At 40.0% G+C, this 18,029-nt stretch carries 16 protein-coding genes; 11 read left to right on the top strand and 5 right to left on the bottom strand.

All coding sequences use genetic code 11. The features are described 5' to 3' along the window. The first annotated feature begins 59 nt into the window (after positions 1-59). Positions 60-1,649 carry an ATP-dependent DNA ligase gene (locus E4S40_RS02720; protein ID WP_135070491.1) on the top strand — a complete coding sequence of 530 codons (1,590 nt, stop codon included), beginning with the start codon at positions 60-62 and terminating at the stop codon, positions 1,647-1,649. Next, complete coding sequence (locus E4S40_RS02715) at positions 1,642-4,101, top strand: ligase-associated DNA damage response DEXH box helicase (RefSeq protein WP_135070488.1); 2,460 nt, start codon at positions 1,642-1,644, stop codon at positions 4,099-4,101. Before E4S40_RS02720 ends, E4S40_RS02715 begins: the two co-directional genes overlap by 8 nt. On the opposite strand, the gene E4S40_RS02710 is transcribed toward E4S40_RS02715, so the two are convergent. The 4 genes from E4S40_RS02710 to E4S40_RS02695 all read right to left on the bottom strand — a co-directional run bounded on the left by E4S40_RS02710 (position 4,098) and on the right by E4S40_RS02695 (position 9,266). Beyond that, positions 4,098-5,543, bottom strand: a complete 1,446-nt coding sequence (locus tag E4S40_RS02710; protein WP_135070485.1) for a TrkH family potassium uptake protein — start codon at positions 5,541-5,543, stop codon at positions 4,098-4,100. The two genes, E4S40_RS02715 and E4S40_RS02710, sit on opposite strands and share 4 nt — an antisense overlap. A 3-nt stretch (positions 5,544-5,546) precedes the next feature. Beyond that, on the bottom strand, positions 5,547-6,893 hold the full coding sequence (trkA, locus tag E4S40_RS02705; protein ID WP_135070482.1) for a Trk system potassium transporter TrkA: 1,347 nt from the start codon (positions 6,891-6,893) through the stop codon (positions 5,547-5,549). Positions 6,894-7,027: 134 nt separating this feature from the next. Beyond that, complete coding sequence (gene rmuC / locus E4S40_RS02700; protein WP_135070479.1) at positions 7,028-8,260, bottom strand: DNA recombination protein RmuC; 1,233 nt, start codon at positions 8,258-8,260, stop codon at positions 7,028-7,030. After that, complete coding sequence (locus E4S40_RS02695) at positions 8,250-9,266, bottom strand: alpha/beta fold hydrolase (RefSeq protein WP_135070476.1); 1,017 nt, start codon at positions 9,264-9,266, stop codon at positions 8,250-8,252. Before E4S40_RS02695 ends, rmuC begins: the two co-directional genes overlap by 11 nt. An 82-nt stretch (positions 9,267-9,348) precedes the next feature. Between E4S40_RS02695 and E4S40_RS02690 the strand changes: the two genes are divergently transcribed. From E4S40_RS02690 to E4S40_RS02675, 4 genes are read left to right on the top strand one after another with little or no spacing between them, the layout of a single operon-like run. After that, positions 9,349-10,584, top strand: a complete 1,236-nt coding sequence (locus E4S40_RS02690; RefSeq protein ID WP_237563110.1) for an Nramp family divalent metal transporter — start codon at positions 9,349-9,351, stop codon at positions 10,582-10,584. Positions 10,585-10,634: 50 nt separating this feature from the next. Next, positions 10,635-11,183 carry an RNA polymerase sigma factor gene (locus tag E4S40_RS02685; RefSeq protein WP_135070473.1) on the top strand — a complete coding sequence of 183 codons (549 nt, stop codon included), beginning with the start codon at positions 10,635-10,637 and terminating at the stop codon, positions 11,181-11,183. Positions 11,184-11,216: 33 nt separating this feature from the next. Next, a complete protein-coding gene (locus tag E4S40_RS02680; RefSeq protein WP_135070470.1) occupies positions 11,217-11,579 on the top strand; it encodes a hypothetical protein in 363 nt (120 codons plus the stop codon). Then, entirely contained in the window at positions 11,576-12,016 is a 441-nt protein-coding gene (locus E4S40_RS02675; RefSeq protein ID WP_135070467.1) for a hypothetical protein, read from the top strand. The genes E4S40_RS02680 and E4S40_RS02675 overlap by 4 nt, the downstream gene beginning before the upstream one ends. Positions 12,017-12,045: 29 nt before the next feature. Here E4S40_RS02675 and mscL read toward each other — a convergent pair whose 3' ends face one another. Further along, complete coding sequence (mscL, locus tag E4S40_RS02670) at positions 12,046-12,471, bottom strand: large-conductance mechanosensitive channel protein MscL (protein ID WP_161971762.1); 426 nt, start codon at positions 12,469-12,471, stop codon at positions 12,046-12,048. Between the two features lie 203 nt (positions 12,472-12,674). On the opposite strand from mscL, the gene E4S40_RS02665 reads away from it, so the two are divergent. The 5 genes from E4S40_RS02665 to prfB all read left to right on the top strand — a co-directional run bounded on the left by E4S40_RS02665 (position 12,675) and on the right by prfB (position 17,986). After that, a complete protein-coding gene (locus E4S40_RS02665) occupies positions 12,675-14,732 on the top strand; it encodes a S9 family peptidase (RefSeq protein WP_135070461.1) in 2,058 nt (685 codons plus the stop codon). Between the two features lie 89 nt (positions 14,733-14,821). Further along, a complete protein-coding gene (locus E4S40_RS02660; protein ID WP_135070458.1) occupies positions 14,822-15,193 on the top strand; it encodes a methylglyoxal synthase in 372 nt (123 codons plus the stop codon). Beyond that, complete coding sequence (pfkA, locus tag E4S40_RS02655) at positions 15,193-16,179, top strand: 6-phosphofructokinase (protein ID WP_135070455.1); 987 nt, start codon at positions 15,193-15,195, stop codon at positions 16,177-16,179. Before E4S40_RS02660 ends, pfkA begins: the two co-directional genes overlap by 1 nt. Before the next feature lie 133 nt (positions 16,180-16,312). After that, positions 16,313-16,819 (top strand): hypothetical protein, encoded by a 507-nt coding sequence (locus tag E4S40_RS02650; RefSeq protein WP_135070452.1) that lies wholly within the window; start codon positions 16,313-16,315, stop codon positions 16,817-16,819. Between the two features lie 65 nt (positions 16,820-16,884). Further along, positions 16,885-17,986, top strand: a protein-coding gene (prfB, locus tag E4S40_RS02645; protein WP_135070449.1) for a peptide chain release factor 2 whose coding sequence is annotated in 2 segments (ribosomal slippage) — positions 16,885-16,944 and positions 16,946-17,986 — 1,101 coding nt in all. Because the reading frame shifts where the segments join, the coding sequence is not laid out codon by codon here. Positions 17,987-18,029: the final 43 nt, after the last annotated feature.

Raw genomic sequence — 18,029 nt, 5'->3', positions numbered from 1 at the left:
TCGATTTTCAGATATTGCCAATTGATAATTGTCACATTATTGTGAATTGATACTTTCCAATGAAGCATTTTGCCCGCCTAATTTCCCAATTAGATCAATCCAATAAAACAAAGGATAAGTTGGCGGCCTTGCATCATTTTTTCAAGGAAGCCTCGGATCGGGATAAAGTTTGGGGAATTGCGCTCTTCACCCATCGACGTCCCAAACGCCAAATTTCTACCAAACAACTTCGGGAATGGTGTATGGAATATTCCGAGACTCCAAATTGGCTATTTGAAGAATGTTACCATACTGTCGGGGATTTAGCAGAAACCATCTCCTTACTGCTTCCTTTGCCTACCAACAGCCATGATTTCGATTTGAGCGATTGGATTGAAAAGCTAAATGGCTTAATCGATAAAGAAGAGGATGAAAAAAAGGAGTTTTTACTAGATGCTTGGTCCCGATTAGATCGAACAGAGCGATTCGTATTTAATAAAATCATCACTGGTGGATTCCGCATCGGAGTAAGCCAAAATTTGATAACCCAAGCTTTGGCTCAATTTCTAGGATATGAAAAATCAGAAATCGCTTATGCCTTAATGGGTAATTGGGATCCTAGTCAGATTCGATTTGAAGAGCTTTTCAACTCAAATTCCTCTAAACAGGATTTATCAAAACCTTATCCATTTTTTCTAGCACATCCCTTGGAAAAGGAACCCTCAGATCTAGGAAAATTAGAACATTGGCAAGCCGAGTGGAAATGGGACGGGATTCGTGGACAGCTTATTTCCCGAATGAATGAGGTATTTGTGTGGAGCAGAGGGGAAGAACTGGTCAATGAAAAATTCCCTGAATTATTGGATTTGGGTCAAAATCTACCGGATGGGACAGTTCTTGATGGTGAAATTTTAGCTTTTCTAGACGGGAAACCGCTTCCCTTTTCCCTCCTTCAAACACGAATAGGCAGAAAGAATATCACCAAAAAAATTCTACAAACTGCTCCTGTCAGTTTTTTGGCTTATGACCTTTTGGAATGGGAAGGGATAGATTATAGAAACCAACCGCTTCATATTCGCAGATCAAAATTGGAATTGATTTATGAAGAAATAAGCCATGAAAGATTGGAAATATCTCCTCCAATTCAGGCTAATTCCTGGGAGGAACTTGCAAAAATCCGTGAAAAATCCAGAAGTGAATTGGCGGAAGGACTTATGCTGAAACATAAAGAAAGTCCTTATGAAACCGGGAGAAAAAGAGGAAATTGGTGGAAATGGAAAATCGACCCTCTGACTATTGATGGGGTGATGATTTATGCGCAGAAGGGACATGGAAGAAGAGCGGATTTATACAGCGATTACACTTTTGCCGTTTGGGATGGGGATCAATTAGTTCCTTTCGCCAAAGCTTATTCTGGACTCACAGATGCTGAAATGCGCGAAGTGGATCAATTTGTAAAAAAGAATACCAAGGAGCGTTTTGGTCCTGTTCGTACAGTCAAACCGGAATTAGTATTTGAAATTGCTTTTGAAGGAATCCAAGACAGTCCTCGTCACAAAAGTGGGATTGCTCTCCGATTTCCTAGAATATTGAGGTGGAGAAAAGACAAACCAAAGGAAGAAGCGAATACTCTTCAGGAACTCCGAGCACTACTCGAACTCTATGGATGAAAAGGAATTAGAACCTGCCCTCTCCTATTTTAGGTCCAAAAACTGGGAGGCCTTTGATTTTCAGAAATCAACCTGGAAGGATTACCTATCAGGCAAATCAGGCCTTCTTAATGCTCCTACGGGTTCGGGAAAAACCTTTGCCTTATGGTTTGCGGTTATTTTAGATTTTATCCGAAAGAATCCAACTGATTGGAAAGAGAAGAAGAATAATGGACTGCAACTGATTTGGATCACCCCTCTTAGAGCTTTGGCTCAGGACATTCAAAAAGCCATGCAGGAAGTATGTGATGTGATGGAGCTTCCTTGGCAAGTGGCTGTCCGAAATGGAGATACGGATCCAAAAACACGTGCCGCCCTAAAGAGAAAACCTCCCGAGGTTTTGATTACAACTCCTGAGACATTGCATATTTTAATCTCTCAAAAAGAGCATCCCAAACTTTTCAAAAACCTACAATGCATTGTTGTCGACGAATGGCATGAATTGGTTGGCAATAAACGAGGAGTACAAGTACAACTTGCATTAGAATACATCCAATCCCTTTGTCCTCAGAATTTTCGAAGATGGGGGATTTCAGCAACAATCGGCAATATGGAAGAAGCATGCCGAGCCTTATTGGGATTCGATTTGCCCATTCACATGATTAAGGCAAAAGTCCATAAACCCATTATTTTAAAATCAGTAATCCCCGAGGAAATTGAAAAATATCCTTGGTCAGGTCATTTGGGAATTCGGATGATGGAGCAGGTTATTCCCATCATTGAGGAAGGGAAAACGGTTTTACTTTTTACAAATACTAGATCCCAAACCGAAATCTGGTATCAAAAACTTCTGGAAGCGAGGCCGGATTGGGCTGGGTGGATCGCAATGCACCACGGTTCCTTAGATATGAATGTCCGGGCTTGGGTTGAAAATTCACTACATGAAGGAAAACTCAAGTTGGTGGTTTGTACCTCGAGTTTGGACTTAGGAGTAGATTTCCGTCCTGTCGACAGAGTTATCCAAGTAGGAAGTCCAAAAGGGGTAGCTCGATTTATTCAGCGGGCCGGACGGGCAGGTCACCAGCCTGGCCTTCCTTCTGAAATCTTTTTTGTTCCTACCAATTCCCTAGAATTGATTGAAGCCGCAGCTCTTCGGAATGCAATAGAATCTGAAGACATGGAGTCACAATTCCCTCCTATTTTGCCCTATGATGTTTTAATTCAGTTTTTGGTGACTTTGGCAGTTGGAGAAGGGTTTTTTGAAAAAGAGATTTTCCTATTGATCAAAAGAACCTATTCCTTTTCCCAAATGAGTCAGGAAGAAATGGATTGGGTCATTCGATTTATCACCCAGGGTGGAGATTCCTTAAGCAGCTACGAAGACTTTTTGAAGGTTGTTCAAGATGAAGACGGAAGCTATCGAGTTAAAAACAAACGGATTGCGATGAAGCATCGCCTTTCCATGGGCACCATTGTTTCTGAGCCCATGATAAAAATCAAATTTAAAAATGGAGCATATCTGGGAACTGTTGAGGAATATTTTATCTCCAAAATGAAAATTGGTGATCGGTTTTTCTTTGCAGGAAGACCTTTGGAATTATTGCAAATCAAAGATCTGACAGCCATTGTAAAAGTCTCCGAAAAGAAAACCAATCACGTGGTAAGTTGGATGGGAGCCCGCATGTCCTTGTCTTCTATGCTTGCTGATAAAATCCTACAAATCCTACAAGAGTATAATCAAGGATTACTTCGATCAGAAGAATTACGACAAATTGCTCCTATTCTAGATCTCCAAAGTAAACTTTCAGTAGTTCCTGATCCAGATACATTTTTGATTGAATCCCATCAAAGCAAACAAGGGTATCATTTGTTTTTCTACCCTTTTGAAGGTAGGATGATTCATGAATTGATGAGCGCATTGATCGCTTACAGGATTTCCATCAGCTATCCCGTCACTTTCAATATGGCCATGAATGATTATGGATTTGAATTACTTTCAGATAGTCCCATTCCCATTGAGGAGATTTTGGAAGAGGATATTTTTTCCTTGAATAACATCGAAGAGGATGCTTTACGCTGTGTAAACGAAAGTGAAATGTCCCGTAGAAAATTCAGAGAAATAGCTGGAATCGCAGGGTTGGTTTTCCAAGGCTATCCCGGAAAGCCGGCCACTTTCAAACACATTCAATCCAATTCTAGCTTACTTTTTCAGGTTTTTGAGCAATACGACCCAGATAATCTACTTTTGAAACAGGCCCAAAAGGAAGCCCTTAACCAACAAATGGAACAGGAGAAATTTGTAGAAGCTATTAAAAAAATAAACCGGCTTCGAATCGATGTTCGATACCCGGTTCAGTTTACGCCTTTTTCTTTTCCAATCATGGTTGACCGACTCAGCCGAACCACCATTTCCTCAGAAAGTTTGGAAGACCGTATCGCAAAAATCCAAGCACAATTTGAAGTGTTGGATTAATTGGCTCTCCAGAAAAACGGCGTGAAGAGTACCAAAATAGTGAAGAGCTCCAATCTTCCCAAAAGCATAATGAAGGCCAAGAATACCTTCGCTGCCGGCGAGAAGAAGGCAAAATTGTCCACCGGCCCCACATCACCGATGGCTGGTCCCACATTACCTAGGCAGGTAGCCACAGCTCCCAGAGAAGTCGGTAAATCATAGCCCATCAATGATAAAACCAACGCCCCCAAAACGAATGTGAGCAGGTAAATCAATAGGAAGTTCATGATATGCGTGATGATTCTACCTGTTACACGGTCTCCATTAATCATCAAAGGAACTACCGCTCTTGGGTGAATAAGGCGCTTAAACTCTAACCAAGAATTTTTTATGAAAGTCAGATGTCTTACAAACTTAATTCCACCTGCAGTCGAACCCGCAGATCCACCAATGAAAAGAAGCATAAAGAAAATGAACGTCAATCCTTGTCCATATTGTGTATAATCATCTGTCACATAGCCAGTGGTGGTAACAAGGGACACAACCTGAAACAAGGATTTTCTAAAAGCCAATTCATAACTACCTCCGTTGGCTGCAATTGGATAAAACACAATCACTGTAATAGCCAAAACGGCTAAAGTGTATGTCTTGAACTCATCACTTTGGAATACTCTTCGGAATTTTCCAAGCAAACCAAAATAGATAACGGTAAAGTTTGTCCCTGCTAAAAACATGAATAGAATCGCCACATATTGAATAAAGGCTGAATCATAATGAGCCATAGAGGCATTTTTGGTAGAGAAGCCTCCTGTAGCAAGCGTGGTCAATCCATGATTAATGGCATCAAAAAAGGTCATCCCCCCTATCCAATAAAGGATTGTAGCTGAAAGAGTCAACCCAACATACACATACCAAAGCCGTTTGGCCGTCTCCGATATTCTAGGGTGAACTTTATCGGAAGTTGGACCTGGAGATTCTGCTACGAAAAGCTCAATTCCGCCGATTCCCAACAATGGAAAAATCGCAACGGTCAACACAATAATACCCAAACCACCAATCCATTGCGTCATACTTCGCCAAAAAAGCAAGCCTTTTGGCATGACTTCAATATCAGTAAGAATGGTCGCTCCGGTGGTAGTAAGGCCAGAAAGCGTTTCAAAGAAAGCGTCTTGAAAGGTCGGAATTTGATGACTCAACAAAAAAGGAAGCATTCCAAACAAAGCCATAAAAGTCCAGCTCAAGGCAACAATAAGATACCCTTCTCGCTTTCTAATATTTTGATCTTGTTTGGAAAAAGAAATAAATAAAATTAATCCTACAAAACCAGTGATTCCCATTGATATAAGCAATGGCCACGGGTCTTCTCCATAGTAATAGGAATAAATAACTGCCGGAAGCATGAGGAGGGCAATCAGCAACAAGAGCGCCCCCATGATTTTGGCAATTTCTTTAAAGTGAATCATGAATTAATGAAATAACTTATCCAAAGCAGCTTTTGCTTGAGGCAAGGCAAGTACAATTGCCTTATCCTTCATCTGCATCTGAAAATCACCATCTGGAATATAAACCTCCTCACCACGAATCACTCCTGCAACAATTGCTGTGTCTGGGAAGTGAAGATCCTTTAAGGGATACCGGGTCAGTCGGTTATTTTTACAAACAGAATATTGAATAAATTCAGCATCCACCCCGTAAATTCCAGAAACAGCCTCAACAGTCCCCTTTCTTAGAAAACGGGAAATTTCATTAGCTGCCACTAATTTTTTATTGATCAAAGAATCCACCCCGATGCTGTGAGAAATATGGATATACTCACGAGTATCTACGTGGGCAATGGTTTTGTAAACTCCGTGATTTTTAGCAGAAAGACTGGTTATGATATTGGTTTCAGAGGATTCTGTCAATGCTAAAAAGGCGTCCATTTGCTCTAATCCTTCCTCAATTAGCAGCTCCACATTTTTATAATCACCGTTGATAATCAGTGTATTAGGCAATTGTTCTGCAAGCCACTTGCAACGCTCTTTATCCCGATTGACCAATGTCACCCGATAGTGATGCTCAAGTCTCAAAGCCGTTGTCAAAGCCATATCATCCCCTCCGATAATCATGATATTTTTGACCTCGCGCTTTTTCTGCCCAATCAAATCCAAAATGCTTTCAGTATGCTTTTTGGTTGAAATGAAAAAAACGTGGTCGTGATTTCGTATGATATTACTCCCTCGAGGAATGATAGTTTTTTGATCTCTAAGAATGGCGATGATTCGAATGTCCTCAAATATGGGGTTGGACTTCATATCCATAATCCGCTGATTAACCAAGGGATTACTATCATCCAAAGTAACTCCAACGATATTCAGCTTTCCTCCTTCAAAATCAAAAACTTCTGTAAAGCTTGAATTTTGAATCATATTAAAAATCTCCTTGCTGCAAAGCATGGTAGGAGAAATCAAATTATCAATCCCTAAATTGTGGAAATATTGGACATTTTCGCTGTTGAGATAAGAGTGATTTCTTACCCGGGCCATCACCATTTTTGCTCCCAATTGCTTCGCAAGTACAGCGGCTACAATATTGGTTTTTTCGGAAGTGGTCACTGCCAACAGCATACTGGCATTGGTGACGTTGGCTCGCTGAAGTACTTCGATTGAAGTAGCATCGCCCATTACTGTTAGGACATCTAGTTTGGAAGAAACATAATCTAAAACCTCCCGCTCTGTATCAATCAGTGTGATGTCCTTATTATCATAACTTAATTGCTCAGCGAGGTGATAACCCATATCACCTGCACCAGCAATTACAATGTGCATCCCCATATAATTTTTTCTGGTGATAAAACTGTCAACAAAAGTAATACCTTTCTAAATGGTTATCAGTATTTAACCCAAAAAATTGAGCTGGTAGAAAAGTATGAAAACAAGCAAAAAACCAATTCCAGACTAAAAAACACTCAATCCTCCAGCAATCTATCCGAGTCTACATCCGGCAATTCTTCGACATCCTTCAATTTTCGTTGAATTACTCGTGTCCTCACTCCTACCAACTTGTCCAAATCCGCATTGGCTTCTTGAAGTTTCTTTTGGGTCTTTTCGATCAAATCTCCGAATTTGGAGAACTCGGTCTTCACAGCACCCAAAATCTGCCATACCTCCGAACTTCTTTTTTGGATAGCCAAAGTTTTGAAACCCATTTGAAGACTGTTCAAAATTGCAGAAAGAGTCGTCGGACCTGTCACCAATACTTTATAATCCTGCTGAAGTTGTTGAGCTAATCCTGGTTGCCGAAGTATTTCAGCATAAAGACTTTCAACAGGTAAAAACAGAATAGCAAAATCCGTCGTGTGAGGAGGATTGAGATATTTTGACTGAATATCCTGAGCAGACTTTTTCACGGCTCTAATCAACTCTGCTCGAAAATATTCGATCTCAGTTGGATTCCCTGTGTCATAGGCATCCACTAAGCGTAAATAAGACTCTTGAGGAAATTTGGAGTCAATAGGAAGTAGAACAACATGATCATTTCCGGGCATTTTTACTGCAAATTCCACCCGCTCGCGATTTCCTTTTCCCACGGCAGCATTGGTTAAATATTGCTCTGGAGAAAGCATATTTTCCAATAAAGCCTGTAGCTGATATTCACCCAAAACTCCACGACTCTTCACATTACTCAAGACTCTCTTCAAATCCCCTACTCCGTTGGCAAGATGTTGCATTTCACCAAGGCCTTTTTGAACAGCCTGTAGCTGTTTACTCACCATTTCAAAGGATTGCCCGAGTCGCGCTTCCAAAGTTTTTTGAAGCTTTTCATCCACGGTTTCACGTATTTTCTCCAAACGCAACTCCGTTGTCTTTTGAAGTTCTTCTTGCTTTTTATTCAAAGCATCCAATTTCTCTCTCTGCAGCTCATTGAAATCCCGGACATTACGGCGAAAAACTTCCCCAAAATCCTTTAAAGCATTTTGCTGATCTTGAGAGCTATTTCTCAGAGAATCAAATACTAATCGAAATTGAGCCATTAAATCCTGCCGACTTTCTTTTCTTCCCTCCAAAAGAGATTGGGCAATCTCTTCCTTTAGCTCTTGTATTTCTTTTTTTTGACCTTGACCAAATACTTTAATGATTAAAAAAACGAGGATAATCAGTTGAAAAAGGAGAACTAGGTATAAAAGAATTTCAGAAGTCATACGTCATAAATTTGGGCTCATCAAGGTAATTTCTCCGAACTTCTACACCCAAAAACGAAAGATATTTTGAGACAGATTCTGTCGGAATTTCTTCCATCGGCACATGTCCCACTCCATCAAAAATCACCAAATGAGAGTCAGGAATGGCTTTTTCCAAAGCGTATGCCTGAGCTACTGAAATCCAAGAATCCTCCTTCCCCCACATTATCAAAGTCGGCATCGTCAATCTTTCAAAGTCAATGTTTGAATTTCTAGGACCCTTTAAACGATCTAATGTTGCCTGCCTATTACCTTCCCGAAGCATTAATTCAAAATAGCGATCGATAGCCTCCTGTTTTATTTTCGATTCATCACCATAGACTTGCTTCAAGTTCATTCCAAACAAAAACTTAGGTGTACATTTCAATAAGACTTTTGAAAAAATTGGATTTTCAGCTACCTGAAAAATCCAAGGTCGTCCAGAACTTGAAGAAGAAGGTTCCCCCTCCAAAGTCCTTGGAGACAATTGAGGTGCACCAGATGAATCTATCAAATTAAGGGATAAAACTTGATCAGGTCTTGTGCTTGCTACTTGTAGCGCAACAGCACCCCCCATAGAATTACCCGCAAGGTGGAACCTTGGAATATTCAATTTCTCAGCTAAGCGAAGGATAATTTGGCTATAATCCATGATGGAATAGCGCTGCAACTCATCAGGTCCAGTCAATCCGTGACCAGGCAAATCCACCGAAATGGTCAGAAAATAGGGACTGAGTTCTCGCTGCCATTCATCCCAAGTATGCAAAGAGGAAAAACTTCCATGGATCAAAATGATAGGTATCCCCTCACCCATGAAACGAACGTGTAGTTTGACTCCATCCACTTCTATAAAATGAGATTCAGGAGTACTGTATTTCTGAATGATTTCCTCTTCGGGAATATCACTTCGAAATAGAAGCAATAGAAAAAAAACCAGAGAGAGTAGTATCCCCGCACAAATTTTTAAAAGAAGCTTAATCCAACGCATAGCTAATAAAATGTAGCCCAGATATTTTGTTTAAACTATAACAAAAATTCTTCCCAAAAGGCTATTTTGCCAAAAAAGGATTTTGTCAGGACTGAAAAATATAATTGAAAAAATAGGCCCAGGGCCATTGGTTGCCGCTGCTTTTATCGGTCCGGGAACAGTAATGGTCTGTACCCTAGCTGGTTTTAATTTTGGTTATGATTTGCTCTGGGCAGTCGGTTTATCAATTTTAATTACAGTTATTCTTCAAGAAATAGCAGGAAGGATTGGGATTGCGACTGGAAAAGATCTCGGGGAATTAATTCGATCTCAGGAAAGCACATGGATATTTAAAGGCATCCAAATCCTTTTGGTTTTTGCTGCCATTGTAATCGGAAATATTGCCTACGAATCCGGAAACTTGACCGGAGCGAGACTGGGCTTAGAAGTCTTTTATACCTTTCCTGAATGGAAAATTGCAGGGCTTTCTATCGAAACAGGCAACTTAATAATCGGCCTTTTAGCATTATTTCTCCTTTGGTTTGCCAACTACCATTTGATTGAACGAATATTGATTTTTTTGGTAATAGGCATGTCTTTTTCTTTCCTTTATACAGCACTTGCACTCGGACCAAACTGGGGAGAAATTTTTGAGGGATTTATCCCAAAAATAAATTCTGAAAATACTGCTTCTATCGTTGCATTAATAGGAACAACTGTGGTTCCCTACAACCTATTTTTGTATGCATCCTTAGCGAAAAACAAATGGAAATCAAGCAGTTCACTATCATGGATGCGTTGGGATATTGGTTTATCGGTTTTCCTCGGAGGGATTGTATCCATGGCGATTTTGGTAGTAGGAAACTTTAACCAAAGCGAAAGCATCAGCAATGCAGCAGCAGTAGCTAAAGGCTTAGAACCTGTATTTGGAAACGCAGGAAAATACTTGATGGGTTTTGGACTAATGGCTGCAGGACTTACTTCTTCGATCACAGCACCATTAGCTGCAGCTTTGGTTATTTGTGGATTATTGGGAAAAGACCAATCTACTCAATCTCCACCTATGAGATGGTCCTTTCTTTTGATTATGGGCTTTGGGCTTATTTTTGCTTCATTTGGAATTCGACCAGTCCAACTTATCACGATTGCTCAAATTGCAAATGGCGTTCTTCTACCATTTATCAGTATATGGTTGATTTGGGTAGCCAACCAAAAAAAGTGGATGGGAATACATCAAAACCCAAAATGGTTACAAATCATTTCCATCCTGATAGTTTTGCTTACCTTTTTGTTAGGAATTCGTGCTTTAAGTTCCGTCTTCAATTGGAATCTTTTTTAAATAATGTGAAAGGAAATAAACCTTCTCATCCAGTCGCAGTCTAAGCAACAATGAAGCAAACAAACGATCAGGAAATTCTGCAACTTATTCGAGATCCAAGCACCAAAGAACTTGGTTTTCGTATCCTGATCGAACAATATCAAAGACGAGTTTATCAAGTCGTGCGAAGAATGGTTCTTATTCATGAGGATGCTGATGATTTGACTCAAAACACGTTTATTAAAGCCTATAGGCATTTAGATAAATTTCAAGAAAATGCGGGACTTTTCACTTGGCTATATCGAATTGCAGTCAATGAAACCCTGACCTTTTTAGAGAAAAAGAAAAAGCGTTTCTTCTTTTCCATTGAAGATCATCAGGACCGATTGGAATCCTACATTGATCGACCAGATAGTTTGAATGGAAATGAAATCGAGAAAAAGTTGGCAAAAGCCTTACTTCAACTACCTGAAAAACAACGGCTGGTTTTTAACCTTAAATACCAAGAAGATATGACCTATGAGCAAATTGCTCAAATTACAGATACAAGCATAGGGGCTTTAAAAGCTAGCTATCATCATGCGGTCAAAAAAATCGAAGAATTTCTAAATCAAGAATAAACCATCAAAAGGAATCAAAGTCTAACAAAGCAAATGGAAAATTTACCCAAATTCTCAGAAATGAAGGCTCCGGAAGGTTATTTCGAAACCCTTCCCGATTCCATCTTTGAAAAAGTACAACCTCAACAAAATTGGGGCTGGGTGAGATGGGCGGCCATTTTCATTGTATTTATTTCGATTGGAGCCTATTTCTTTTACCCTACTGCACCAAGCAATGAATTAATTGCCTTGGAAGAAGAAGTCAATCTTTACATCGACGCAAATTATTGGACAGCAGAAGATATCCTGAGTATGAGTGATCAACCAGACTTAATTCTTGATGAATTAATTGAAGAAGAAATGCCTATTCTGGAAGAATTCCTTAATGACGAATATTTAACACCCACCGAACAATGAAAAAAACCTCATTAGTAATACTCTTTTTTTTCCTAATCATTTCAATTGGTTTTGCCCAGCGAAGAGGAAGTATTGACTCAGAAAGATTGGAAGCGGCGCGAGTGGCATTCATCACTACACGGTTGGACTTGTCAACTGAGCAAGCAGAGAAGTTTTGGCCAATTTTCAACGAATACAACAAAAAAAGAGAGGCCAATCTCAAGGAGATTGCAGATTTGACTCCAAGAAATAGAGAAGAGGAAATTACGGATCAGCAAGCAAAAGAATTGATCTCAAAACGATTCTCCATTCAAAAGCAAATGATTGATGAAGAAGAAAAATTTGTGGACAAAGTCTCTCAAGTCATCAGTTATCAGCAAATTCTAAAGTTGAATGGTTTGAATCGGGATTTTGCTCGAATGCTCTATCAGCGCCAAAGGCAAGAGAGAAGACAATAAAAAAAAGCTCCAAATGGAGCTTTTCTTTTTTATTGCTTCTTCAGCAAATCTCGAATTTCTTCAAGCAATACTTCTGATTTTGGTGGTGGTGGCGGTGGAGCAGCTTCCGCTTTTTTCTCCTCCTTCTTGTTCATCTTGTTGATTCCTTTGACAGCCAAGAAAATCACAAATGCTACGATTATAAAATCCACCACATTTTGGATGAACATTCCATAATTGACGGTAACAGCGGCTGCAATGGTCTCGCCAGACGCGTCTAGTTCAGCATCTTTAAGCGTCCAAGCTAAATCTTTAAAGTCTACTCCTCCTACCAAAAGTCCAATTGGAGGCATTACTACATCATTGACAAAGGAGGAGACAATTTTCCCAAATGCTCCACCAATGATTACACCTACAGCCAGGTCAATCACATTCCCCCTGACTGCAAACTCTTTAAACTCTTTAAGCATTCCCATACGAGTTGAATTAATGGTTGATAAAATTTCCTATCAAGAAATTACTTTTTTCCCAACTTTCACAGTTGATTTTTCTTTTTTTTCAAAATTTTAAAATACTGCACAAGGCTTAATTACACACGAATCAATCTGGTCGTAAAAAAAGGACTTCGGACGAGCCCAAGAATTTCGCTAAAATTGCAAGCGAAAAAATTGATTAGAGCATGAAGCCCGAAGCCAAAAAAATACCTGAAATTTTAGAGAAACACGGACATAGACGAGTGGATCCTTATTATTGGATGCGGGATAGGGAAAACCCTGAAGTCATCCAATATCTCGAAGCAGAGAACACTTATCTAAAAGAGCAGATGAAGGATTCGGAAGAACTTCAAGAATCACTTTTTCAAGAAATGAAGTCCCGAATCAAGGAAGATGACCAAAGTGTTCCCTACTTTAAGAAAGGGTATTTTTGGTATATTCGTTACCAAAAAGGTGGAGAATACCCCATTTATTGTCGAAAAAAAGGAAGCCTTGATTCAGAAGAGGAAATCTTATTGAATGTAAATGAAATTGCCAAAGGCAAATCTTATTGCCAAGTCAGTGGAATGGCGGTCAGCCATAATCAAGAATATCTGGCCTATGCTGTAGATGAGGTAGGCAGGCGGATTTATACCATATTTTTCAAAGATCTAAAAACGGGCAAAGTCCTCACCTATTCTATTCCAAACACTACTGGAAATCTAACATGGGCAGCTGATGATGTTCACCTATTTTACAGTAGACAGGATGAAAAAACACTAAGATCTTATCAGATATATCAGCATATCATTCATTCCAAACCTGAACTTGATCAATTGATTTATCAGGAGGATGATGAAGAATTCACCTGTCATATTCACAAAACCAAGTCTGAGGCCTTTCTTTTCATTCACTCAGAAAGCACCATTTCCTCTGAAATCCGATTTGTGGATGCTAATAACCCAAAAAAAGAGTGGAAGATACTTCAGAAAAGAATCCCCCATCTGGAATACGCTGCTGATCATTATGGAGATCACTTTTGGATCAGAACCAATCATCAAGCTCAGAATTTCAAAGTAGTCAAAGCTCCTATTGACAATCCCTCTTTGGAAAATTGGGAAGATTTCATCCCCCATCGGGAAGAGGTTTTGGTAGAGGATTTTGATCTTTTTGCAGATTTCTTTGTGTCCCAAGAGCGGAGCAATGGGCTTACACAATTGATGATCCAACCATGGGATGGCAGTCCAGGACACTCCTTGGATTTTGGTGAAGAAACTTACACGGCTTGGATTGGTCATAATCCAGAGTTTGAAACCGAATACCTTCGATTTGGCTTCAATTCCCTGATTACTCCTGCCTCTACCTATGACTATCATATGGTCACAAGAGAAAAGAAACTCTTAAAGCAGCAGGAAATTGTGGGAGGATATGATTCTTCTGAATATGAATCGGCCAGAATTTGGGCTAAAGCAGAGGATGAAACCATGGTCCCCATATCATTGGTCTATAAAAAATCCCGCTTTGAGGCAAACGGCAAAAACCCATTGTTGCTTTATGCCTATGGATCCTATGGATTCAGTTTGGACGCTTACTTTTCAAGCAATCGCCTTAGTTTATTAGACCGTGGCTTTGTCTTTGCCATTGCACATGTGAGAGGAGGAGAAGATCTAGGCAGGAAATGGTATGAGGATGGTAAGCTTCTCATGAAGAGAAACACATTTACGGACTTTATTTCTTGCGCCAATCATCTCTTAGAACAAAAATTCACCGCTACCGATCGCTTGTATGCGATGGGAGGAAGTGCTGGTGGATTGTTGATTGGAGCAGTGATTAATATGCGTCCGGATTTATTTGACGGAGTTATAGCAGCTGTTCCTTTCGTAGATGTGGTTACAACTATGCTGGATGAAAGCATCCCTTTGACTACCGGCGAGTATCAGGAGTGGGGAAATCCCAATAACCCAGAATATTACCATTACATGCTTTCCTATTCTCCTTATGATCAGGTTCAACCACAAGTATACCCTAACATCTTGGTGACTTCAGGACTGCATGATTCTCAGGTTCAGTATTGGGAACCAACCAAATGGGTAGCCAAATTGAGAGATACGAAAACAGATCAAAATCTTTTATTGCTACACACGAATATGGAAGCAGGTCATGGTGGAGCATCTGGAAGGTTTCAGGCGCTTAAAGAATTGGCTTTGGAATATGCCTTTCTTTTGAAACTCGCCTCTAAAAAGACTGAAATCGGGTTGAAATAGAATTTCAGCCTGATTTCTTTAATCGTGATCAAAAAGTAAGCAAATAGGATTTTTTTCTAACTTTGATGCGTACCTATTAAACCGAATTTATGAAAATTGCTCTCATTGCTCATGATGGCAAAAAAGCCGATATGGTCCATTTTTTAAGCGGTTTCAAAGACCGTCTTCATAAGGACGATATTGAATTGGTTGCAACCGGCACCACCGGTTCACACATCGAGAAAGCAGGCTTCAAAGTAAAAAAACTCCTATCAGGTCCTATTGGTGGGGATGCACAAATTGCTGCGATGGCTGCTCAAAAAGAATTGGCCATGGTGATATTTTTCAGAGATCCTTTGGACAAACATCCCCATGAGCCTGATGTACAAATGCTCATGCGAATTTGTGACGTACACAATATTCCTTTGGCAACTAATCCCGCATCTGCCGAACTCATGTTTAAAGCCTTAACACAAGCCTAATGGAACCTAAAGTAATTAAACGAATCGGAGTATTGACTTCTGGGGGAGACTCCCCGGGAATGAATGCGGCAATTCGAGCTGCTGTCCGAGCAGGATTCTACTACAATATTGAAATGTATGGGATCTATCGCGGATATGAGGGAATGATCCATAATGAAATCAAAAAGCTCGATTCCAAGAATATCGCTCACGTACTAGAACGGGGTGGAACTTTCTTGAAATCTGCAAGAAGCGAGGAATTCAGAACTCCAGAAGGCCGTCAAAAGGCTTATGAAAATCTCAAAGCACATGGTATTGATGCCTTAGTGGTAATCGGTGGAGACGGTTCACTCACTGGTGCACATTTATTCTATAAAGAATTTGGGATTCCTGCAGTAGGCTTACCTGGAACAATCGACAATGACCTTTCTGGTACAGATTCTACGATCGGTTTTGATACAGCTTGCAACACCGCTATTCAGGCAATTGATAAAATCAGAGATACTGCCACATCCCATGATCGTTTATTCTTTGTGGAAGTAATGGGGCGTGATGCAGGATTCATCGCGATCAATGCAGGAATTGGTTCTGCAGCAGCGGCGATTTTAATTCCTGAGAAGAAAATGCCAATTGAAGATTTGGTGGAAAAATTAAAGGTGCGAACCAAGGCAAAGAAAACCTCAAATATTGTCATCGTTGCTGAAGGTGGAAAAAGTGGTGGCGCGGCAGAAATCGCTTCCAAAGTGAAGAAGCTTCTCCCCTATTACGACATCAAGGTAACCATCTTAGGGCATTTACAGCGAGGAGGAGCTCCATCCTCTTTTGACCGGCTATTGGCTTCCAAACTGGGAGTTGCTGCTGTAGAAGGTCTTCTTCATGGAAAATATGATGTAATGGCGGGTCTGATTAACCACAAGGTTGTTTATACCCCAATCAAAAAGGCCATTGTGGATGACAAAACTGTAGATGAGGATGATTTCAGGGTTGCAAAAATCCTTTCCACATAATTCCTTAAGGCTGTCAATATAGGCAGCCTTTTTTATTGTTTATCCTTAAACCTATTTTATTCTTTTTCTCCCAAATTCAAAATAAAATCCCTAAACTAGTATCTGTATATCAAGGATATTTTAGACTTAGAGGATGAAAAAATTTCTGTTGATTTTTCTGTGTTTTTTTGCCCTTTCTTCGGGGTTTGCTCAATCCTCTGATTTTCTATTATTGAAAAGTGGGACCAACACAAAATCTCAGATTCGGTTTTATCCTGGGGAGCAAATCACTTACAAGAGTGCCAAATTGGGCTATTATGTAACCGACGTTATCAAGGAGTTTAGCTCTGAATATATCTATTTGTCCGAAAACATAATTTCTCCAAATGATATCTTGGAAATCGATATTCAAAACAAGGACAGAAGAAATGGAAGCCTGAAAGCATTAAACTTTTTGATTTTAGGTTCAGGTATTATGCTCCTAAGTGTCGATGCGATCAATTCCATTTACCAGCAAGGAGAACTGACAATTGACCGAGAGGTCGGCATCATTGGTGGGATTTTGGTAGGCACAGGAATAGCACTTCTACCCGTTCGCTATAAAACCTTCAAAAATCAAGGAAGAAATAAGCTTCAAATCATACAAATGCGAATGGATTAAAGGCATCTTACTTGGCAAATGCCGAAATTTTTGAGACTTTTGCAGCTTGAAATTTTAAGAAAAACATGACTTCGGAACAACTGAAAGACTTGAAAGCTCGCACCTCGGCTTTAAGGAGGTATCTTTGACTACGATCGGAAGAAATTAGAAATCCAAGATCTAGAAGCCGTCTCTTCACAACCCGACTTTTGGAATAATCCCGAAGAGGCGGAAAAAACCATGAAACAAATCCAGGTTCGAAAAGGCTGGACCTCTTCTTTTGAAGATTTGGACCAGATTATTCAGGATTTGGAGGTATTGTATGAATTTTACACCGCTGATGAGGTCGGTGAAGATGAAATCAAAACTGAATTCGAGAAAGCCAAAAAGGCCGTAGAAGACCTCGAACTCAAAAAAATGCTCTCCTCAGAAGAGGATCAGCTAAATGCTGTATTGGAAATCAATCCGGGCGCTGGCGGTACTGAAAGTAACGATTGGGCATCCATCCTGATGAGAATGTATATTATGTGGGGTGAGAAAAATGGCTACAAAGTTCGAGAAGTAGACGTACAGCCAGGTGAAGTTGCTGGAATCAAATCTGCAACCTTGGAGTTCGAAGGCCCTTTAGCATATGGCTTTTTGAAATCTGAATCTGGTGTTCACCGTTTGGTGCGAATTTCTCCATTTGATTCAGGAGGTCGTCGACACACATCCTTTGCTTCAGTTTATGCCTATCCGGAAGTGGATGATTCGATTGAAATCGAAATCAATCCAGCAGATGTTGAAATGCAAACTTCCCGTTCTGGAGGTGCTGGGGGGCAAAATGTAAACAAGGTTGAAACCAAAGTTCAATTGACTCACAAGCCAACTGGAATTGTGGTAGTATGTCAGGTAGAACGATCTCAATTAGCTAACCGGGAAAAAGCGATGCAAATGCTAAAATCACGTTTGTATCAAATGGAACTGGAAAAGCGAAATGCTGAAATAGCAAAAATTGAAGCTTCTAAACTGCGAGTTGACTTTGGGTCACAAATCCGAAACTATGTCCTTCACCCTTACAAGTTGGTAAAAGACAACCGAACCGGATACGAAACCTCCGATACTCAATATGTGCTTGATGGTGGCTTAAATGAATTTATGAAGGCCTACCTTTTAGCGCAAAGCGAGGAAGAGGCAAACAAAGAATAATAATAATGGCCGGAAATTTTCCGGCCTTTTTTCTTAATTCACT

The sequence above is a fragment of the Algoriphagus kandeliae genome (assembly GCF_004571135.1).
Classification (GTDB): Bacteria; Bacteroidota; Bacteroidia; order Cytophagales; family Cyclobacteriaceae; genus Algoriphagus; species Algoriphagus kandeliae.
Note: the sequence above shows the minus strand (reverse complement) of the source record. Positions and strands in the feature narration are given on the sequence as shown.